15 protein-coding genes are annotated in these 20,590 nt (G+C 64.8%); 10 read left to right on the top strand and 5 right to left on the bottom strand.

The window, feature by feature from the left end:
- Positions 1-39: 39 nt before the first annotated feature.
- Positions 40-810, top strand: coding sequence for a ThuA domain-containing protein (locus AC13FW_RS16845; RefSeq protein ID WP_482989837.1), 771 nt, complete (start codon positions 40-42; stop codon positions 808-810).
- 5 nt (positions 811-815) lie between these two features.
- Here AC13FW_RS16845 and AC13FW_RS16840 read toward each other — a convergent pair whose 3' ends face one another.
- From AC13FW_RS16840 to AC13FW_RS16820, 5 genes are all read right to left on the bottom strand, one after another.
- Positions 816-1,352: a cytochrome b gene (locus tag AC13FW_RS16840; RefSeq protein ID WP_482989836.1), complete on the bottom strand. Its 537-nt coding sequence runs from the start codon at positions 1,350-1,352 to the stop codon at positions 816-818.
- The gene (locus tag AC13FW_RS16835) at positions 1,349-2,458 is read right to left on the bottom strand and encodes a catalase family peroxidase (RefSeq protein ID WP_482989835.1); all 1,110 of its coding nucleotides are present in this window, start codon (positions 2,456-2,458) and stop codon (positions 1,349-1,351) included. Before AC13FW_RS16835 ends, AC13FW_RS16840 begins: the two co-directional genes overlap by 4 nt.
- A gap of 595 nt (positions 2,459-3,053) precedes the next feature.
- On the bottom strand, positions 3,054-6,173 hold the full coding sequence (locus AC13FW_RS16830) for an efflux RND transporter permease subunit (RefSeq protein ID WP_482989834.1): 3,120 nt from the start codon (positions 6,171-6,173) through the stop codon (positions 3,054-3,056).
- 6 nt (positions 6,174-6,179) lie between these two features.
- A complete protein-coding gene (locus AC13FW_RS16825) occupies positions 6,180-9,404 on the bottom strand; it encodes an efflux RND transporter permease subunit (protein WP_482989833.1) in 3,225 nt (1,074 codons plus the stop codon).
- A 47-nt stretch (positions 9,405-9,451) separates the two neighbouring features.
- Positions 9,452-10,693, bottom strand: a complete 1,242-nt coding sequence (locus tag AC13FW_RS16820; protein WP_482989832.1) for an efflux RND transporter periplasmic adaptor subunit — start codon at positions 10,691-10,693, stop codon at positions 9,452-9,454.
- Positions 10,694-11,280: 587 nt separating this feature from the next.
- Here AC13FW_RS16820 and AC13FW_RS16815 point away from each other — a divergent pair.
- The 9 genes from AC13FW_RS16815 (at position 11,281) to AC13FW_RS16775 (ending at position 20,265) form a co-directional block, all read left to right on the top strand.
- Positions 11,281-12,600 (top strand): amidohydrolase, encoded by a 1,320-nt coding sequence (locus AC13FW_RS16815; RefSeq protein ID WP_482989831.1) that lies wholly within the window; start codon positions 11,281-11,283, stop codon positions 12,598-12,600.
- A gap of 45 nt (positions 12,601-12,645) precedes the next feature.
- Positions 12,646-13,509 carry a DUF4261 domain-containing protein gene (locus AC13FW_RS16810; protein WP_482989830.1) on the top strand — a complete coding sequence of 288 codons (864 nt, stop codon included), beginning with the start codon at positions 12,646-12,648 and terminating at the stop codon, positions 13,507-13,509.
- A gap of 82 nt (positions 13,510-13,591) precedes the next feature.
- A complete protein-coding gene (gene queF, locus AC13FW_RS16805) occupies positions 13,592-14,401 on the top strand; it encodes an NADPH-dependent 7-cyano-7-deazaguanine reductase QueF (RefSeq protein WP_482989829.1) in 810 nt (269 codons plus the stop codon).
- A 99-nt stretch (positions 14,402-14,500) separates the two neighbouring features.
- Complete coding sequence (locus tag AC13FW_RS16800) at positions 14,501-14,803, top strand: LysM peptidoglycan-binding domain-containing protein (protein WP_482989828.1); 303 nt, start codon at positions 14,501-14,503, stop codon at positions 14,801-14,803.
- Between the two features lie 48 nt (positions 14,804-14,851).
- Positions 14,852-15,334, top strand: a complete 483-nt coding sequence (locus AC13FW_RS16795; protein WP_482989827.1) for a hypothetical protein — start codon at positions 14,852-14,854, stop codon at positions 15,332-15,334.
- Between the two features lie 526 nt (positions 15,335-15,860).
- Positions 15,861-18,092: an NADP-dependent isocitrate dehydrogenase gene (locus tag AC13FW_RS16790; protein WP_482989826.1), complete on the top strand. Its 2,232-nt coding sequence runs from the start codon at positions 15,861-15,863 to the stop codon at positions 18,090-18,092.
- Positions 18,093-18,342: 250 nt separating this feature from the next.
- Positions 18,343-19,311, top strand: coding sequence for a hypothetical protein (locus AC13FW_RS16785; protein ID WP_482989825.1), 969 nt, complete (start codon positions 18,343-18,345; stop codon positions 19,309-19,311).
- Entirely contained in the window at positions 19,308-19,856 is a 549-nt protein-coding gene (locus tag AC13FW_RS16780) for a GTP-binding protein (RefSeq protein ID WP_282272045.1), read from the top strand. Before AC13FW_RS16785 ends, AC13FW_RS16780 begins: the two co-directional genes overlap by 4 nt.
- Complete coding sequence (locus AC13FW_RS16775) at positions 19,849-20,265, top strand: roadblock/LC7 domain-containing protein (RefSeq protein WP_282272047.1); 417 nt, start codon at positions 19,849-19,851, stop codon at positions 20,263-20,265. The genes AC13FW_RS16780 and AC13FW_RS16775 overlap by 8 nt, the downstream gene beginning before the upstream one ends.
- Positions 20,266-20,590: the final 325 nt, after the last annotated feature.

Raw genomic sequence — 20,590 nt, 5'->3', positions numbered from 1 at the left:
GCACACTATGCTCGCTGCAATCACGGGCAGGAGCTGGGCATGCGAGGTAGATGCTGGATGTTGGCGGTATTGCTGGGTATCAGCAGCCCTGCATGGGCGCAGCAGTTCAAGGTGCTGGTCGCTGCAATCCCCAACCAGTACCACCATGACTACATCCCGGTGGCCAAGCCGCAGTTCGAGGCGCTCGCGCGGCAGCACTACTTCGCGTTGACCTGGGCGTGGAACACCACTGCTTTCGATCAGGATCTGGCGCAGTACGACGCCATCGTGCTGCTCAACACGCCGGCCACCGAGCTGGCACCGACGCAGCGTGAGAAGTTCCAGCAATACGTGCGCAATGGCGGAGGCGTGGTCGCGGTGCACAAGGCGTTCGCGATACAGCGTGGTGAGTGGGCGTGGTACGACCGTATGATTGGCCGCTCGTTCCGTACCCATCCCTATCTGCAGACCGCCATGGTCGATGTGGTCAACCGTGATTTTCCGGCGACCGCGGGTCTGCCGCAGCGCTGGATGTGGAGCGATGAGTGGTACGAGTACGATCCCCCGTACAGCGATGACCTGGTCACGCTGCTGGCGGTTGATGAGCGTAGCTACGATCCGACCTTGATCTGGCCGGGCCAGGTTGCCAAGGGCATGGGCAGGGATCATCCGGTGGCGTGGTATCACCGGTTCGAAGGTGGTCGCGTGTTTGCCACCGCGCTGGGACATCAGGCCGAGGCCTATAACGATCCGCGCTACCTGGAGCACCTGTACGGCGGCATCTACTGGGCTGCTACCGGCAAGGGCGAGGGCAAGCCGCCAGCGCGGTGAGCGCTTTAGCGGCGTGGGCCGCGTGCCATCGCCTGGAACACGCCATCGCGGCGCACCCAGGCATGGAACAGGGCCGCGCCCACATGCATCAGCACCGTGGCAAACAATAGGTAGGCCAGCAGGCTGTGGGCATTGCGCAGCAGTGCATACAGCGATGGCGTATGCGGCACGATGGCCGGCAGCTGCACGCCGCCCCACAACACGATGGGATAGCCGCCCGCGGACAACATCGCCCAGCCAATCAGCGGCATCGCCAACATCAATGCATACAACAACCAATGCGATGCGGTGGCGGCCCATGCCTGCCATGCCGGCAGGTCAGTGGGCAGCGGCGGTGGCCGGTGGCGCAGGCGGTTGTACAGGCGCAGCACGGCCAGTAGCAGGATCAGGATGCCGAGAGGTCGGTGCAGGTTGATCAACCCCGGCCGCAGGTGCACCGAGGCAACCATGGTCACGCCGACGAACAGCATTGCCAGGATCAGCAGCGCCATGCTCCAGTGCAGTACGCGCGCCAGCAGGTTGAAGTGGCCGTTGCTGTTCATGGCTGCACCTGTGCGTTGTCACGCGCGGCTTCGCCGGTAGCGCGCTCGCGCTCGCGACGATTGAAGGATTGCGAGTACACCGCCGAGCGCGCGGCCAGGATGGGATCGTCGCTGCCTTCGACGCCGCCTGGAAGAATCAGTGGGTCGAAGTTGAGGTCGTTGCAGCTGCCTTGTTCCTGCGGCTGCATCCGTTCGATGGTGAGCACGCCAGCGGTTACTTGCTCGCGTTCCGCAGGCCACGGCACGGACGGGTCATTGATCGCGTCCTGTGTGCTGGCCAGGGTCACCACCAGATTCCAGCGGATCGGGCCCTGTGCGAGCCGCTGCTGAAGATCCTGGCTGAGGAAATCCACGCCGGCCTGTTCGCGGGTTGCGGCATCCAGCTCACGCGGCGTGGCCTGTGGTTGCCAGCGCCAACGTACCGCTCGGCGTTGCCCCTGCGCATTGGTGAACCAGAAACTGTTGACGCTGTTGAACTCGGTGCTGGCCCAGCTGTCGGTCCACGGTGCGGTCTTGGCCCATTGGGTGAAGGCACGGGCGCTCGGATATTTTTCCTGGATCGCGGCCTGCTTGGCCGGGTCCGGCTTGCCGGTGGCGGGATCGGGAATCTGTGCGCGGGTCTGCTCGTAGAAGGCCTCCGGTGTCGCGACGGCGAGGAACGGGAAGCTGTTCATGGCCATGCGCCATTGCTGGCCGTCATCGCTGCTCAGCTGCAGGGCGATACTGCGCACGCGCGCATTGTTATCGGCACCATGCGGGTTGCCGCCGCCTATCGACAGCCGTCCGAGTACCGGCACACGCGCCTGTTCGAAGACGCGGGCGTGGGACAGTTGTGGTGCCTGTACGTTTGGTTCGAACCAGCCGTTTACACATACGCCCTTGCTGTGGGCGCGACGAAAGCCGGGATGGTTTGCGCCGGTGGCTTCGATGGCGTCGGTGAAGTTCTGTGCGGTCAGGCGATCACGGCCAATCCAGCCAGCGAGCCAGGCAAAGCCGAGTGCGATTGCACCGAGGATCAACGCGATCAGGCCGATCCAGGGCAGGGGAGAGTGCGGCTGGCTGCCGCGCGCTAGCCCGCCGTGACGGGTGAACTTGAATAGGGGCATTGCGGTACCAGTCGTGTCTGACGGGAGCGTGGTGCCGCTATACGGTGGCAGAACTGGCTGCCGAGGGCCAGCGTTGCTCCCTCCCTTGCGCGTATGCGCAGGGCTTTCAGCCCCCCTCCCTTGCGCGTAGCGCAGGGGAGGGGGGGGGAGGGGTGAGCTTTTGCGCTGTTGCTGTTGCTTTGGCTGCTGCCTTTTCTCGCTTGGATCGCATGCGTGCATGCAAATCGAAAGCTGAAGCCAAAGCCAAAGCCAAAGCCAAAGCCAAAGCCAAAGCCAAAGCCAAAGCCAAAGCTCCCCTCATCCCAACCCTCGCTCCGCGCCCCGGCCCTTGCGCTGGCGCAAGGGCGTTCGATGGGCAGCGAACCAGTGGTTCGCAAGCTGCCCCTCTCACCCCGCAGGCGGGAGAAGGGCTAAGGCGACAGCCGGAGCCAAAGCAACAGCAACAGCAACGGCCAGAGCAACGGCCAGAGCCAGAGCCCCTCCCCGACCCGTCCGGCCCGAAGGCGTAGCCTTCGGTCGTTCATCAGGTCGCGCGGCGCTGCCGCGCAAGCAGACCTTCTTCACCCCCTGCGCTGCGCGCAAGGGAGGGGGTGTATCACGCGCGTGCCAGCTTGCGCAGGCGCTTGCGCTCCCTGCTGCGTGCACGCCAGTTGCGCCAATGCTGCTGCAGGCAGGAGAAGATCACATACAGCGCCGGTGTGCTCAGCAGGGTCAGGCTTTGCGAGATCAGCAGGCCGCCGATCATCGCGATGCCCAACGGACGGCGCAGCTCGGAGCCTTCACCCAGGCCAATCGCCAGCGGCAGCGCGGCGAGGATGGCGACCATCGTGGTCATCATGATAGGGCGGAAGCGCACGATGCTGGCTTCGCGCACCGCTTCGGCCGGGGATTTGCCGTGCACGCGCTGCGCGACCAGGGCGAAGTCGATCATCATGATCGCGTTCTTCTTGACGATGCCGATCAGCAACACCAGCGCGATCATCGAGATGATCGACAGATCGGTATTGGTGACCCACAGGGCCAGCAAGGCACCCATGCCCGCTGCCGGCAAGGTGGACAGGATCGTCACCGGATGCACCAGGTTCTCGTAGAGCATGCCGAGCACGATGTAGACCGTGGCGATGGCGGCGATGATCAGCATCAGCATCGCCACCGGGTCCATGGCCTGGCGGAAACCTCCGGGCGCAGCCTGGCGGATATCGCCGGGCATGCGCAGGCCTTCGATCACCGATTTGACGATGGCATCGCCTTCGCCACTGCTTACGCCCGGCGCCAGGTTGTAGCTCAGGTCCATCACCGTGTACTGGTTCTGGTGGGTGACCTGCGACGGCGCCAGGCCGGGTTCCTGATGGGCGAGGGCGGTCAGCGGAATCATCTGCCCGCTCTTGGACGGCACATACAGGTCTTCAATCGCGGCCGGGCTGCCGGTCTGGCTGGGCAGTGCATTGACCACAACCCCATACTGGTTGAGGTCGGCATAGATGGTGGAGATCTGGCGTTGGCCGAAGGCGCCGTACAGCGCACCGTCGATGGCGCCGATGGTCACGCCAAGACGCGAGGCCTTTTCGCGGTCGATGACGATCTTCTGCATCAAGCCGCCCTTGTCCACGTCCGAGCCGACATCACGCAGTTGCGGATGTTGCTTCAACGCGGTCACCAGCTTGGGCAGCCACTCGGCCAGTTGCTCGGCGTCGTTGCCCTGCAGGGTCACGCGGTTCTGCGCGCCCTGTGAACCACCACCGCCGCCGTCGGAGGGAAGGTCCTGGATTGCGCGCAGACGCACATCCAGATCCGGGAACTGCGCGGCTTTGGCGCTGAGCCGGCTGACCACCACATTGGTGGGCTCCTTGCGGCCTTCCTTCTCGGTATGCAGCTCGATGTTGAACTGTGCGCTGCTGCCCTGGCGGCTGGAGCCCAGTCGCGAGCCAACCATCTTCACCGCCGGGTCGGCCAGGAAGGTATCGCTGAGCCGGCGTTGGCGTTCGGCCATTTCCTGGAACGAGACGGTGGCACTGGAACTGGCACGGCCCCAGATAAGGCCGGTGTCCTGTTCGGGGAACTGGCCCTTGCTGACCGAGCCGGCCAGATAGAACGTGGCCACGATCAGCAGCAATGGCGTCAGCGACAACAGCAAGGCATGCCGCAGCGAGAAATCCAGTGCGACCGTATAGACCTTGAGCATCCCCTCATGCACGCGGTCCAGCATGCGGTTGGTGCGGGTATCGCGCGCGCCTTCGGCATGTGGATGCAGGAAGCGTGCGCACAGTGCCGGGGTCAGGGTCAGCGAGACCACGGCCGAGACCAGGATGGCCGCAACCAGGGTGAGGGTGAACTCGCGGAAGAACGCACCGATCATGCCCTGGGCGAAGATGATCGGCAGGAACACCGCGATCAGCGAGGCGGTGATCGAGACGATGGTGAAGCCGATCTCGCGCGCGCCGGCCATCGCTGCTTCACGTCGCGGCATGCCCTCGTCGAGATGGCGCATGACGTTCTCGATCACCACGATGGCATCGTCGACGACGAAGCCGATGGCAATCACCAGCGCCAGCAGGGTGAGGTTGTTGAGGGTGAAGTCCAGCGCGTACATCACCAGCGCCGCACCGGCCAGCGACAGCGGAACGGTCACTGCGGCTATCAGCGTCGGCGCGAGCCTGCGCAGGAACAGCGCCATGGTCAGGATCACCATCAGCAGGCTGATCATCAAGGTGATCTGCACTTCAGCCAGCGAGGCGCGGATGGTCGGCGTGCGATCGAAGTACGGGGTCAGCGTGGTGCCTGCGTCCAGATAGCCGGTGAGCGAGGGAATGGCCGCTTTTACCCGATCGACGGTAGCGACGAGGTTGTCGCCGCTGCGCAGGTAGACATACATCAGTACGCCGCGCTTGCCGTTGAACCACGCGGCTTGATATGCGTCCTGCTGGCCGTCGTAGACCGTGGCCACATCCTTCAAGCGCACCACCGCGCCATCGTGGGTGGAGATGGCGACGTTGGCGAAATCCGAGGCCTTGCGGATCTGGTCGTTGAGGATGATCGCGGTCTGGCTGCTGCCGTCGCTGAGGAAGCCCAGCGGCGAGGCGACGTTGGCTGCGCGCATCGCGTTGCGCAGGTCATCCGGGCTCAGGCCCAGTGCAGTCATTGCACGCAGGTTGAGGTCCACGCGCACCGCCGGCGTGGAAGCACCGGCGATATCCACCTGCGAGACACCGGGGAGCTGGCGCAGGCGCTGCGCCAGCAGTGAGTCGGCGGTGTTGTACAGCTCGGCTACCGACTGCGTGTCCGAGGTCAACGCCAGCGCGATCACTGGATCGTCGTTGGGATTGGCTTTCTGGTAGGTGGGCGTATTGATGCCGGCCGGCAGGTCAGCCATGGCCGCGTTGATCGCAGCCTGCACATCCTGTGCGGCCGAATCGATGTCGCGGCTGGTGTTGAACATCAGGAACACCATGCTGCGGCCATCGCTGCTGCTGGAGCGCATGGTGTCGATGCCCGGCACCTGGCCGAGGTGGCGTTCCAATGGCGCGGTGACCGTGGCCGCCATGGTGTTTGCGTCGGCACCGGTATTGGAGGCCTGTACGAAGATCACCGGGATGGCGAGGTTGGGCAGGGCGGCAACGCCCAGCCGCAGGTAGCAGAGCAAGCCGGCGAAGAACAGGCCGATCGCCAGCAGGGTGATGCCGATCGGGCGCGAGATGAAAGGCGCGGAGATGTTCATCCGCGCTTACCGTGCCGTCTGCAGGCGTGCAGCGGCACGTTGTTCACGACGCTTGGCCGCCCACTCGGACAGGCGCTCGAAGTACAGGTAGATCACCGGCGTGGTGTACAGCGTGACCAGCTGCGACAGCAGCAGGCCGCCGACGATGGCCACACCCAGCGGACGCCGCAGCTCCGAACCGATACCGGTGCCCAGTGCCAGCGGCAGGGCGCCGAGCATGGCCGCGGCGGTGGTCATCATGATCGGGCGGAAACGCAGCAGGCAGGCGCGACGGATCGCGTCATAGGCATTGGCGCCGGAGCGCTGCGCGTCCAGCGCGAAGTCGATCATCATGATCGCGTTCTTCTTGACGATGCCGATCAGCAGCACGATGCCGACGATGCCGTCCACCGACAGGCTCATGCCGCACAGATACAAGGCCAACAGTGCGCCGACACCGGCCGGCGGCAGGGTCGAGATGATGGTCAGCGGATGGATCCAGCTTTCGTACAGCACGCCGAGCACGATGTAGATCACCGCGATGGCGGCCAGCAACAACAGGATCACGTCGGTCTGGCTGCTGGAGAACTCGGCGGCGGTGCCGACAAACTGCGCCTGCATCTGCTGCGGAAGTTCCAGTTCGGCCACCGCCTTGTTGATCGCATCCACGCCTTCGGACAGGGAGTAGCCCGGTGCCAGGTTGAACGAGATCGTCGCCGAGGGCAGCTGCTGCTGGTGGCTGACGATCAGCGGCGCGGTACCTGGCTTGGCGCTGGCAATCGCCGACAGCGGGATGCTGCCGCCTGCGCCCAGCGCGATGCCGGTATTGGCACTGCCGATGCCGGTGGCGGTGGACGAGTTGCTCGAGGTCACCTGGCCCAGGGTGGTGGCATTGCTGCCGCTGAGCGTGCCGCTGCCGTTGCTGCCGATCGCCAGCTGGTTCATCAGCGCATCGCTGGTACGGAACTCCGGCGCCACTTCCAGCACCACGCGGTATTGGTTGAGCTGGGTGAAGATGGTCGAGATCTGGCGCTGGCCGTAGGCGTCGTACAGCGTGTCGTCGATGGTCTGCATCGGCACGCCGTAACGGCTGGCCTTGTCGCGGTCCACTTCCACATGCAGCGCGCGGCCGTGGTTGGCCAGGTTGTCATCGACGTCGGTCAGTTCCGGCAGCCGGCGCAAGGCATCGGTGACGCGCTCGGTCTGCTTGGCCAGCTCGGCGCTGTCCATGTCCGACAGCGAGAACTGGTAGGCGGTGGCGGCCACGCGCGTATCCAGGGTCACGTCCTGCACCGGCTTCAGGTACAGCGCGATGCCGGGGATATGCGCGGCGGCGGCCTGCAGACGCGGCAGGATCACATCCAGCCCATCGCGATCGCCACGGTCCTTGAGCACGATGCTCAGCTGGCCCTGGTTGAGGGTGGGATTCATGCTGCCAGCGCCGATGTAGGCGGCGACGCCGGTGACCGCTTCATCACTCTGCAGCGCAGCGGCCACGGCTTGCGTGCGCTGCTGCATCTGCTCGAAGGCGACGTTCTGGTCGGCGATGACCACGCCGGTGACCATGCCGGTGTCCTGGTCGGGCAGCAGGCCCTTGGGGATCACCATGTACAGCAGCACGGTCAACGCAACCGAGGCCAGGGCGATGCCCAAGGTGAGCGGCTGGTGGTGCAGCACCCAGTCCAGCGTGCGCTCGTAGACGCCGACCAGGCGCGACCAGGCGGTGACCTTGCCTTCCGCTGCGGTCCGCTCGTGCGCGTCGTCGCCTTCCGGCAGCGCATCGGGCTTGAGCAGGTAGGCGCACATCATCGGCGTCAGCGTCAGCGAGATCACCATCGAGATCGCCACTGCAATCGACAACACCCAGGCGAACTCGTGGAACAAACGGCCGGTGACGCCCGGCATCAGGATCAGCGGCAGGAATACCGCGATCAGCGAGACCGTCAACGACAACACGGTGAAGCCAATTTCCCTGGAGCCGATCTCCGCCGCTTCCTGGCCGTCCTTGCCCTTCTCGATGTAGCGCACGATGTTTTCGATCATCACGATCGCATCGTCGACCACGAAGCCGGTGGCCACGGTCAGCGCCATCAGCGACAGGTTGTCCAGCGACATGCCGGCGAAGGCCATCACCCCGAACGTGCCAAGCAGGGACAGCGGCACCGCCACCGACGGGATCACCGTCGCCCACAGCCGGCGCAGGAACACGAAGATCACCGCCACCACCAGGCAGATGGTGAGGACCAGGGTGAACTGCACGTCATGCACCGAGGCGCGGATGGTCACCGTGCGGTCGGAGAACACATCGAGCTTCACGTCGGCCGGCAGCATGCCCTGCAGGTTGGGCAGGATCTGGCGGATGTTCTCCACCGTCTTGACGATGTTGGCACCGGGCTGGCGGCGTACTTCCAGCAGCACTGCCGGCTTGCCATCGGCCCAGGCGGCGAGCTGGTCGTTCTCGACGCCATCGACCACCTTGGCGACGTCACGCAGGCGTACCGGCGCGCCATTCTGGTAACGGATGATGATGTCGTTGTAGTCGGCCGCGTCGCTGAGCTGGTCGTTGGTGGACAGCGTATAGCTCTGCGTCTTGCCGTTGAGCGAGCCCTTGGGTGCGTTGACGTTGGCCTGGGTCAACGCACTGCGCAGGTCTTCCAGGGTCATGCCCATGTTGGACAGCTGCGCCGGATTGACCTGGATGCGCACTGCAGGTCGCACGTTGCCGGCGATGGAGACCAGGCCGACGCCGTCGGTCTGTGACAGGCGCTGGGCGAGGATCGAGTCGGCGAGATCGTTGACCTCACGCAGCGGGCGCGTGTCCGAGGCCAGCTTCAGGGTCAGGATCGGCGCATCGGCCGGATTCACCCGGTTGTAGACCGGCTGGTAGGGCAGCGAACTGGGCAGGGTGGCCTGGCGGATGGCCGCCTGCACGTCCTGCGCGGCGGTATCCAGATCGCGTTCCATCGAGAACTGCAGCACGATGCTGGACAGGCCTGCCGACGAATCGGAGGTCATCATGTCCAGCCCGGAAATCTGCCCCAGCTGCCGCTCCAGCGGCGTGGTCACCAGCGAGGCCATGGTCTGTGCGCTGGCGCCCGGGTACTGGGTGGTCACCACCAGGCTGGGCGCTTCGATCTCGGGCAGGGCCGCAACCGGCAGGCGCTGGTAACCGAGGATGCCCAGCAGCATCAGCCCGATCATCAACAGGGAGGTGGCGATCGGGCGCCGGATGAAGATAGTCGAAAAGCCCACGGTCGGTTCCTGGTGCGGGGGAGGGGAGGCGGGTGCGGGCCAGCGCCTCAGCGCGGCGGGCCACCCCGTCCACCACGGTTGCCCTTCTGGCTGGCCGCCTTGAGCTGTTCTTCAGTCGGCGTCGGCGGTGCCTGGCCCGGTGCCAGTGCATTGACCTTGCTGCCTTCCTTCAAGCGGAACTGGCCTTCGGTGACGACCTTGTCGCCGGCCTGCAGGCCCGTGCTGATCACCACGTGGCTGTCATCGACCTGACCACCCTGCACCACCTCACGCAGGGTGACGGTGTTGTCGGGCTTGACCAGGTAGACGAAATCGCTGGTGCTGCTGCGCTGCACCGCTTCGGCCGGCACCACGATCGCGCCGGGCAGCACGTTGAGCTTCATCTGCACATTGACGAACTGGCCCGGCCACAACGCATCGTTGGCATTGGGGAACTGTGCGCGCAGGCGGAAGGTGCCGCTGCTGCTGCTGATCTGGTTGTCCACCACCTGCAGCACGCCGTCGGCATTGACCACGCTGCCGCCTTCGCGGTCCAGGGTGGCGGTCTGCAGCGGGCCTGCGGCCTGTCCGCTGCGCACTGCGTCGAGCTGCTGCTCGGGCAGGTTGAACAGCACATAGGCCGGCTGCAGCTGGGTGACGGTGACGATCTGGCTGCCGGCGCTGACCACATTGCCCGGGTCAACCGCACGGATACCGGCGATACCGTTGATCGGCGAGGTGATGCGGGTGTAATCCAGCTGCACCTTGGCCTGTGCGGCCGAGGCCTGCGAGGCGGCGACCGCGGCCTGGTATTGGGTCACCTGGTTGCGCAGCGTTGTCAGGTCGGTCTGGGCGACGAACTGGCGGTATTCCGGTGAGTTGGAGCGTGCATAGTTGGACTGTGCGGTAGCCAGCAGGGCTTCGTTCTGGCGCTTGCTGGCGACGGCTTGGTCGTACTGTGCCTGGAAGGTGCGCGGGTCGATCTGCGCCAGCAGCTCGCCCTTCTTGACCGCCTGGCCTTCGCGGAAGTTGACGCTGAGCAGCTGGCCACCGACCTGCGGGCTGACGGTGACGGTATTGAACGCGGTAACCGTGCCTTGCGCGGTCAGGTAGACCGGCACGTCCTTCTTCTCGGCGCTGACCGCGGTGACCGGCACCGGGTCCTTGTCCTGCTCACCCTGGCCGCCCTGGCTCATGCCTGCCGGCGCCGCACCGGCCTTCTGCTTGCCGCCCCCCATCACCCGATAGCCGATACCGGCCACCAGCAGCACTGCAATGACCAGCAGTACGATCTTCCAGAAACGCGACATGCGAAAACTCCTGATGAACCGATAGGGGAGGGCAAACAAGGCGCAGAGGATACCGCCGCACCTGTTGTCATGGAGGCATGACCGATGGGCCACGCATACAGACCCGTGCAGGTGATGAACGTTCCATCGCGGCATCGGTTGACCTGATGTTGTAGTGCCGAGCCATGCTCGGCAGGGGTGTTCCCAGCGTCGCATCAACCTGCAGGAATGCTGTGGGAGCGGCGTCAGCCGCGAAGCCGACACATTGGGAACCACCAATTGGTCTGCGATCTGGCTGTTCTTGTAGGAGCGGCGTCAGCCGCGAAGCCGGCCCGGTGGGAGCCACCAATTGGTCTGTGATCCGGCGAGCCATCAGCTTCGCGGCTGACGCCGTTCCCACAAGCCGGTGGTTGCGGGGCAGGCCCTTTGCCGAGCATGGCTCGGCACTACATGAAGCCCACAAGCTGACGGGGTGTTAGGAAGGCTCCTGCCGAGCATGGCTCGGCACTACCGCCGATCGCCTGCAGCGTGTCGGTTCCCTGCCGGCGGGCGGTTGGCCCATGATTGGCCTACATTCACCCTGTCACCGATTGGAAGGAGAGTTGCTGATGGCCCGCAAGACCGTGTTGCTGTCTGCCTTGCTATGCGCCCTTGCCCCGCTGGCGCAGGCCCAGGATGCCGCCCCGCGGCCCGAGGTGGCAGCTGCCGCCACTCGCCTGCAGCAGCAGGTGGTGGATTGGCGTCGCGACTTCCACGCCCATCCGGAGCTCTCCAACCGCGAAGAACGCACCGCGGCCAAGGTCGCCGAGCGCCTGCGTGCAATGGGGCTGAACCCGAAGACCGGCGTCGCCGTACACGGCGTGGTCGCCATCATCAAGGGCGGCCTGCCCGGGCCGAAGATCGCCCTGCGCGCCGACATGGACGCGCTGCCGGTCACCGAACAGACCGGCCTGCCGTTCGCATCCAAGGCCACTGCCGAGTACCGCGGCGAGCAGGTCGGGGTGATGCATGCCTGTGGCCATGACGCGCACACCGCAACCCTGCTGGGCGTGGCCGACGCGCTGGTCGCCATGCGCGACACGCTGCCCGGCGAAGTGATGCTGATCTTCCAGCCGGCCGAGGAAGGCGCGCCGCCGCCGGAGCAGGGCGGTGCCGACCTGATGCTGAAGGAAGGCCTGTTCAAGGACTTCAAGCCGGAGGCGGTGTTCGGCCTGCATGTGTTCTCCAGCGTGCAGGCCGGCCAGATCGCCGTGCGCGGTGGTCCGCTGATGGCGGCCTCCGACCGGTTCGGTATCACCGTCAATGGTCGCCAGACCCACGGCTCGGCGCCGTGGAACGGCGTTGACCCGATTGTTGCGGCCTCCGACCTTATCGGTACCGCGCAGACCATCGTCAGCCGCCGCGCCAACCTGTCCAAGCAGCCGGCAGTGCTCACCTTCGGCGCGATCAAGGGCGGCATCCGCTACAACATCATTCCCGACTCGGTGGAGATGGTGGGTACCATCCGCACCTTCGACCCGGACATGCGCAAGCAGATCTTCGCCGACCTGCGCAACGTCGCCGAGCACACCGCTGCCGCCCACGGTGCGACGGCTGTCACCGACATCTACGAGAAGGACGGCAACCCGGCCACGGTCAACGATCCGGCACTGACCGCGCGCATGCTGCCCAGCCTGCAGGCGGTGGTTGGCAAGGCCAACGTCTACGAGCCGCCGCTGCAGATGGGCTCGGAGGACTTCTCGCTGTACGCACAGCAGGTGCCGTCGATGTTCTTCTTCGTCGGCTCCACTGGTGCCGGCATCGACCCGGCCACTGCGCCGAGCAATCATTCGCCCAAGTTCCTGCTCGACGAAAAGGCGCTGGATGTGGGCCTGCGCGCGCTGTTGCAGGTGTCGCTGGATTATCTGCACGGTGACAAGGCAGGTTGAGTCCGGGTAGTGTCAGGGGCTTACCTACAAGGAAGAAGGCGCTCCATGACAGCCAGCCTGGCCATGCTGCTGCAGTCGCAGCTCGACCCTCAGCTCACCGCCGAAGCCTTGCTTGCGCAGATGCGCAGCGATTGGCCCGACCTGGACCAATCGCTGCTGCGGGTGGGCGAGGCAACGACGGAAGGCGCCGTCGACAAGGATGCCGATGGCGACGATTCGCCGATGCTGTGCCTGGAATACGCCGACTACCTGATCGCGTTGATGCCGATTCCGGTGCAGATCGGCGATGACATCGCGCAGATCTGTGCGCACAGCCGGCTGTGGCCAGATGCCACGCCGGCACCGGTGGACTACGCAGCACACACCATCGTCACCGTGATGCGCTTCGGCGACGACGGGCAGGAAACCAATCTGGTTGCACAGGCGGCACTGCTCAGTCGTGTGCTGGCATCGGCTGTGGCCGTGTCCAACAGCATCGAGGCGGTGTACTTCGGCAGCGCCAATCACGTGGTGCTGCCAAGCTTGTTCCGCGAGCTGACCCAGGCCACCTTGCCCGAGCCGCTGCCGATCGCCTGGGTGGCGATCAATGTCGGCCAGCGCCCGGACGGGGTGATGACCGGCCATACCCGCGGCATGGACATGCTGGGCCTGATGGACATCGAGATTCCCGAGACCGGGGAAACTGCTGAAGGCGTGTTCAGCCGCCTCACCGGCATCGTCGATTACCTGATCGAGAACGGCATGGTCATCAGCAATGGCGATACCCTCGGGGCGACCGAGGAGGAGCGTATCCGCGTGGTCTACGGCCCCTCTGCGCTGGACCCGGAGCGCGAGGTGATGCGGCTGGTGAGCGAGGATATCCCGCAGGCCAAGTCCGGCAAATCGTGGTGGGCGCGGCTGCTGAACTGACGCTGCGCCAGGCAACGGTTTTCCTGCGAATGAGCGCCTCGGTATATCCGGCGCTCAAGCTGGCGCAACTACAATGGGGCCGATGAACACTCCCCAAGATTCCAGCCTCGGCCGCGAGGTCGACTACCCCCGCCAGTACGACGCCAGTCTGCTGTTCCCGATCCCGCGCGCCGGCGCCCGTGCCGAGATCGGCCTGGGCAGCGAACTGCCGTTCGCCGGCGAAGACCGCTGGCATATCTATGAGCTGGGCTGGCTGGACGCGCGCGGCAAGCCCTGCGTGGAGACCGCAACCCTGTACGTGCCGGGTACCTCGCCGAACCTGATCGAGTCCAAGTCGCTCAAGCTGTACCTGAACTCGCTCAACGGGGCACGTTTCAACCGTGCCGAAGCCGTGCGCGAGCGCATTGCCACCGATCTGTCGGCCTGCGCCGGTGCCGATGTGCGGGTGGAGTTCGGCCTGCCGCCGGTCGAACAGGCGGCAGGTGAGAGCATTGACCACCTGGATGTCGCCATCGACAGCTATGGCCCGCCCGATGCGGCCTTGCTGCTCGCCGATTCCAGCACGATGGCCAATGAGACCCTGGTCTCGGCGCTGCTCAAGTCCAACTGCCCGGTGACCGGCCAGCCGGACTGGGCCAGCGTCAGCATCCGTTACCAGGGCCCGCGCATGGACCGTGAAGGCCTGCTGCGTTACCTGGTCAGCTACCGCGACCACGCCGAGTTCCACGAACAGTGCGTGGAGCGGATCTTCCTGGAGCTGAGCCAGCGCTGCCAGCCCATCACGCTGGAGGTCGAGGCACGCTATACCCGCCGCGGCGGCCTGGACATCAACCCGCGCCGCTCCAGCCCGGGCCTGTCCGCCAGCCACCCGATCCGCGACCTGCGTCAATAAACATTCAGCTGCGTACGCAGGTTTTTACGTCGGCACGATGAAACCTTAACAGGCCTCGTGCAATCGTTGCTCCCCGTCAGTCACGGAGGAGCAACCTGGATGAGCAGTACTGAGAAGAAAGCTGATTTTTCTGGTGTGACCTCAAGCGTTGATACCACTGCCGAAGTTGTAACCAAGGCGGATTTCTCGGGTGTCACCAGTACAGTCGACACCACCGCGGAAGTCGTAGGCGAGCAGCAGTACACCGTGCAGAGCGGTGACAGCCTGTCCAAGATCGCCAAGAACCTGCTCGGCGATGGCAACGCGTGGAAGAAAATCTTCGATGCCAACCGTGATGTCCTCGACGACCCGGACAAGATCCGCCCCGGGCAGACGCTGAAGATTCCAGCGCGCCAGGGTTGATCCTCGCGCCAATACATACGCACCTTCAAATCAGATTCGGAGCAATTCATGAAGAACACTTCGCTTAGCAGTGCCCTGATGATCGCCGTGGTCGGTGCCGTGGCACTGGTTGGTTGCAAGAAGAAAGAGGAAGCTGCGCCCACTCCGCCGGCGCCGGCTGCAACTGCCCCGGCTCCGATGGTTGAGGCAGCACCTGCGGCGCCGGTTCTGGCGGTGACCGCGGTGACGGTTGGCAACACAGCGGCAGCTGACAAGTCGGTGGCCCCGGTCGCGGTATTGGCGGCCAAGGACAAGATCATTGTGTCGATTAAAACCGACGGCACCGCCAGCAATGTCAACTTGGGTGCCAAGCTGACGTATCAGGATGGCCAGGTCGCCGGCGAGCAGAGCAATACGCTCAACACGACTGCGGCTGAGACCACCAACATCGAATTCGCCAACAGCAAGCCGTGGCCAGCTGGCAAGTACACCGCCGACGTCACCGTCGATGGCAAGGCTGCCGGTACCCCGCAGCAGTTCGAGGTGAAGTGAGCAAGGCGTAAGCCGGCGAACTCTCTCCCGCCGGTGATACGCATGGGCGCAGCCACCAGGCTGCGCCTTTTTTTTTGCATCAACCGTATATGCTTGTTGTAGGAGCGGCGTCAGCCGCGAAGCAGGGACACCATCGGGTGAAGGCATTCGGGCAACCTCAGCGTCGCGGCTGACGCCGCTCCCACAGAAAGCAGCGTGCCGCTGCATGGAGCCGCAGTTTGCGCACTGTGTGCACCTGTTCCATGTATGGCGCGGGTGGTTGCAGGTGAGACCACCACCACCGTGGGCGACATGAGCAAGACGGCGCAAGGCCTGCGCGGGCTTGCGCTGCAACAGGCCCGCCACTCCCTACCTTTGCGTATGGGTTTGCTTTGCCCGGCCCGGTCGAAAACGCGACAATACAAGGGTTTCCCAATCCGGCAGCCGGATGGGGTTTGCGCGCCGGCCCACTGGATGGTCGAGCGCCTGCCCAATCGCCGCTGCCGTTCCACGCACCGCATCCGTCAGCAAGAGAGTTTTTGCCCCCATGTCGAATACGCCGAAGATCATCTACACGCTCACCGACGAAGCTCCGTTCCTGGCCACGCAGTCGCTGCTGCCCATCGTCGATGCCTTTACCGCGACCGCCGGCATCGCCGTCGAAACCCGCGATATCTCGCTGTCCGGCCGCATCCTGTCGCAGTTCCCGGATTTCCTGAAGGACGAGCAGAAGATCAGCGATGATCTGGCCGAACTGGGCGAACTGGCCACCAAGCCGGAAGCCAACATCATCAAGCTGCCGAACGTGTCGGCCTCGGTGCCGCAGCTCAAGGCCGCGATCAAGGAGCTGCAGGACCAGGGCTTCATCCTGCCGAACTACCCGGACGCACCGACCGACGACGTGTCGCGTGACATCCAGGCGCGCTACGACAAGATCAAGGGCAGTGCGGTCAATCCCGTGCTGCGCGAAGGCAACTCCGATCGCCGCGCACCGTTGTCGGTGAAGAACTACGCCCGCAAGCACCCGCACCGCATGGGCGCCTGGACTGCCGACTCCAAGTCGCACGTCGCGCACATGGACGGCGGTGACTTCTACGGCAGCGAAAAGTCGGCCACCGTCGCCAACGCCGGCAGCCTGAAGATCGAGCTGGTACAGAACGACGGCAACACCGTCGTGCTGAAGGCCAAGACCGCAGTGAAGGCCGGCGAAATCGTCGACGCCTCGGTGATGAACCGCAAGGCGCTGGCGGCGTTTGTTGATGCACAGATCGCCGATGCCAAGGAGCAGGGCGTGCTGTTCTCGCTGCACCTGAAGGCGACCATGATGAAGGTCTCCGACCCGATCATGTTCGGCGTCGTGGTCGACGAGTTCTACAAGGACGTGCTGGCCAAGCACGCCGCCAGCCTCGCCCAGATCGGTTTCGATTCCAACAACGGCATCGGCGACCTGTACGCGCGCCTGTCGCAGCTGCCGGAAGCCGAGCAGGAAGCGATCAAGGCCGACATCGCCGCCGAGTACGCCAAGCGTCCGGCCGTGGCCATGGTCAACTCGGACAAGGGCATCACCAACCTGCACGTGCCGTCGGACGTGATCGTCGACGCCTCGATGCCGGCGATGATCCGCGACTCCGGCAAGATGTGGAATGCCGAAGGCAAGCTGCAGGACACCAAGGCCGTCATCCCGGACCGTTGCTACGCCGGCGTGTACCAGGCCGTTATCGACGACTGCAAGGCGCATGGTGCGTTCAACCCGGCCACCATGGGCTCGGTGCCGAACGTCGGCCTGATGGCACAGAAGGCCGAGGAATACGGCTCGCACGACAAGACCTTCCAGATCGCTGCCGATGGCGTGGTCAAGGTCACTGACGAAGCCGGTAACGTGGTGTTCGAACACGCCGTCGAAGCCGGTGACATCTGGCGCATGTGCCAGACCAAGGACGCGCCGATCCAGGACTGGGTGAAGCTGGCGGTCAGCCGCGCCCGCCTGAGCAACACCCCGGCGCTGTTCTGGCTGGATGCCAAGCGCGCCCACGATGCGCAGGTGATCGCCAAGGTCGAAAAGTATTTGAAGGACCACGATACCAACGGCCTGGACATCCGCATCCTGTCGCCGGAAGAAGCCACTGCCGTGTCGCTGGAGCGCATCCGCAAGGGCGAGGACACCATCTCGGTGACCGGCAACGTGCTGCGTGATTACCTCACCGACCTGTTCCCGATCCTGGAGCTGGGCACCAGCGCCAAGATGCTGTCCATCGTGCCGCTGATGGCCGGTGGCGGCCTGTTCGAAACCGGGGCTGGCGGCTCGGCGCCGAAGCACGTGCAGCAGTTCGTCGAAGAGGATTATCTGCGTTGGGATTCGCTGGGTGAGTTCCTGGCCCTGGCCGCATCGCTGGAACACCTGGGCCAGCGTTACGACAACAAGGGTGCCACCGTGCTCGCCAATGCCCTGGACGCTGCCAACGGCAAGTTCCTGGACAACGACAAGTCGCCGTCGCGCAAGCTGGGTGGCATCGACAACCGCGGCAGCCACTTCTACCTGGCCATGTACTGGGCGCAGGCGCTGGCCGAGCAGAACGACGATGCCGCGTTGAAGGCAAAGTTCGCACCGCTGGCCGAAGTACTGACCAGCAACGAGCAGAAGATCGTCGACGAGCTGGCAGCGGTGCAGGGCAAGGCCGTGGACATCGGCGGTTACTACCGTCCGGACCTGGCCAAGGCCGGCCCGGCGATGCGTCCGAGTGCCACCCTCAATGCCGCGATCGCCAGCCTCAAGGCTTGATCAAACGTAAGAGCAGTAACAGCGAGTTGTAGCTGCCGTTACACATCGAAAGCCTGCCTCCTCCCAGGAGGCAGGCTTTCTTGTTTTCGCGTGATGACCGCGTGTAGATGCGACCAAGGTCGTGTGCCGAATGCGCCACTGAAAAATCGAAGTGTGGGACCAATCACCCTTTCACATGCAGCATCTGGAATAGCCTGATTCGACACGCAGGGAATCGCATGACGCGAGCGCGTCAAAAGGGGAAGAGGGCATGACCAGGGTGCTGGTAGTGGGCTCGGACACCCGGGAGGAGCAGACGCTCCTCGGGCGATTGAGGGAGATTGCGGGGCTACCACCGGAGGGTCTGCAACGCTGTGTCGATCTGGACCAGTGCGACCTGCTCCTGGTCCGCGATACCCCGGCGTTGCGCAGCGCTGCCCAACACATGGCCAGCAAGCGGCCGGCGATGCGCTTATGGCTGCACGATGATGCCGGCGCCGTGCACGATGGCCGCAGTAGCGGCGAACTGCATCTGGATCGGGCGCAGATCCAGCACGCGCTGGCACCGCCGCCCACGCCGACAACCACCGATGGTCTGTATCTGGCCAGCGGTGCCAAGCAGGTTACCCGTCTGTTGCGGCAGCGCTTGCAGGTGAAGCAGGGCCGGGCGGTGCTGTCGTTGCAGGGCCAACCACAGCTGCTGATTGATTTCGAACACGACCAGATGGTGCCGCTCTACGTGCATCCAGCGCAGGGTCCCAGCCTTGCCCAGCAACTGGGTGACGTATTCGAGCTGTTGGCGCTGCAGGAACTGTCGTTGGCGCGCTTCCAGGCCTTGGCGGAGAACCTGTCGCGGCAACCGCTGCGGCCGCTGCTGTGGCAGATGGCGCAGTACGGCGACAACTGGACCGATTTTGATCGACGCCTGCAACAGAACGCGCGCGTGAGCCTGCTGCGCTGGCCGGACTTCCGTGTGCTCGCCCATCAACACGATGGTTTCAGGCTGTGCTCGCTGCTGCTGAAGAAGCCCTGCACCCTGGCCGAATGCACCGAGCTGCTGGAACTGGACAGCAACGCAACGCGCGCCTTCATGCGCTCGGCCTACCTGTGTGGCTATGCCACGGTGCAGCTGCCAGAGCCCGCAGCTGCGCCGTCGCCGGCGCCGGCCAAGCTTGGCGCCAGCGCCCTGCTGGCACGCATGTGGCGCAGCGTCCGTCACCGTACAGGGACCCATGCATGATCGAACACAAGGTAGTGATTCTGGGCGCCATGGGGGCAGGGAAGTCGACGCTGGTGCGTGCTGTAGCGGGCGGCACCGTCATTGATACCGACGTACTCAATACCGACGCCAGTTCCTCCAAGCTGGTAACCACGGTGGCGATGGACTATGCCGACGTGAGTCTGCCCAATGGCGATCGGCTGCGCCTGTACGGCACACCTGGGCAGGAGCGGTTCTCCTTCATCTGGCCGGTGCTGCTGCAAGGCGCGCGTGGCGTGGTGATCCTGGCTGACGCCTCCAGCCCTGACGTGGCGCAGGAAATGGAGCGTTACCTGCTGGCACTGCGCGAACACGCCGGGACGGTTCCGGCGGTCATTGGTGTATCCAAATTCGATCTTGTGCCGGACGTGGACCTCGATGCCTGCCTGCTGCAGGCACAGAAGACCGCCGGCCGGCCGTTGCCACTGGTGCCGTTCGACGCACGCTCGGAGGATGCGGTGATGCTGCTGATGGATGTGCTGATGGGTGAGGTCGAAGCCGCTGCCCTGGTGGGTGCCCATGACTGAGGCCAAGGCGATTGCATTGCTGGAGGATTGGGAGGTCGCCGTGATAGACCAGCGGCTGCAGGAGTTCACCAGTTCAGTGGATGGTGTGCGTGCCGCGGTGGTTGCCAGCATCGATGGTTTTGTCCTGGCACAGGCGGCCACCGAGACCTCCAGTGGCGAACGCCTGGCCGCCATGACCAGCGCCATGCTGGCCCTGGCTTCGGCGGTTGGTCGCGAGCTGGCGCTGGGCACGATGGACGTGCTGATGCTGGAGGCCAGCGAGGGCAAGGTATTGATGCAATCGATCCAGTTGCCCCGCGGCTCGCTGCTGCTGATGGCCGCTTGCGGCCAGCGCAGCGTGATCGGCCATGTGCTGTGGAGTGCGCGCGAGTGCGGGCGCAAGATCCAGGCGGAATTGTCCGGGGAGTGAGGGAGGCACTGGCTGCGGCTGCATTGGAGCCAAAGCCAAAGCTCCCCTCATCCCAACCCTTCTCCCGCGGGCGGGAGAAGGGCTAAATCAAAAGGCAAGGCCAAGGCCAAGGCCAAAGCCAAAGCCAAGGCCAAGGCCAAAGCCAAAGCCAAAGCCAAAGCCAAAGCCAAAGCACCCCTCCCCAGCCCTCCCCTGCGCTAGGCGCAAGCGAGGGGGCGGAGCTTGCGCTCGCACGCAACCTGCAGATGGCCGCGATCCACCCCCTCCCTTTTGCGTAGCAAAGGGGAGGGTTGGGGAGGGGTGCTCTTGGCGCGAAACCCCCAAT

Source organism: Stenotrophomonas sp. 21LCFQ19 (genome assembly GCF_056861425.1).
Note: the sequence above shows the minus strand (reverse complement) of the source record. Positions and strands in the feature narration are given on the sequence as shown.

Excerpts from the sequence above, each read along its gene's own strand:
- AC13FW_RS16845 (WP_482989837.1), top strand. The coding sequence starts at position 40 with ATGCGAGGTAGATGCTGGATGTTGGCGGTATTGCTGGGTATCAGCAGC.
- AC13FW_RS16840 (WP_482989836.1), bottom strand. The coding sequence starts at position 1,352 with ATGAACAGCAACGGCCACTTCAACCTGCTGGCGCGCGTACTGCACTGG.
- AC13FW_RS16835 (WP_482989835.1), bottom strand. The coding sequence starts at position 2,458 with ATGCCCCTATTCAAGTTCACCCGTCACGGCGGGCTAGCGCGCGGCAGC.
- AC13FW_RS16830 (WP_482989834.1), bottom strand. The coding sequence starts at position 6,173 with ATGAACATCTCCGCGCCTTTCATCTCGCGCCCGATCGGCATCACCCTG.
- AC13FW_RS16820 (WP_482989832.1), bottom strand. The coding sequence starts at position 10,693 with ATGTCGCGTTTCTGGAAGATCGTACTGCTGGTCATTGCAGTGCTGCTG.
- AC13FW_RS16815 (WP_482989831.1), top strand. The coding sequence starts at position 11,281 with ATGGCCCGCAAGACCGTGTTGCTGTCTGCCTTGCTATGCGCCCTTGCC.
- AC13FW_RS16810 (WP_482989830.1), top strand. The coding sequence starts at position 12,646 with ATGACAGCCAGCCTGGCCATGCTGCTGCAGTCGCAGCTCGACCCTCAG.
- queF (WP_482989829.1), top strand. The coding sequence starts at position 13,592 with ATGAACACTCCCCAAGATTCCAGCCTCGGCCGCGAGGTCGACTACCCC.
- AC13FW_RS16800 (WP_482989828.1), top strand. The coding sequence starts at position 14,501 with ATGAGCAGTACTGAGAAGAAAGCTGATTTTTCTGGTGTGACCTCAAGC.
- AC13FW_RS16795 (WP_482989827.1), top strand. The coding sequence starts at position 14,852 with ATGAAGAACACTTCGCTTAGCAGTGCCCTGATGATCGCCGTGGTCGGT.
- AC13FW_RS16790 (WP_482989826.1), top strand. The coding sequence starts at position 15,861 with ATGTCGAATACGCCGAAGATCATCTACACGCTCACCGACGAAGCTCCG.
- AC13FW_RS16785 (WP_482989825.1), top strand. The coding sequence starts at position 18,343 with ATGACCAGGGTGCTGGTAGTGGGCTCGGACACCCGGGAGGAGCAGACG.
- AC13FW_RS16780 (WP_282272045.1), top strand. The coding sequence starts at position 19,308 with ATGATCGAACACAAGGTAGTGATTCTGGGCGCCATGGGGGCAGGGAAG.
- AC13FW_RS16775 (WP_282272047.1), top strand. The coding sequence starts at position 19,849 with ATGACTGAGGCCAAGGCGATTGCATTGCTGGAGGATTGGGAGGTCGCC.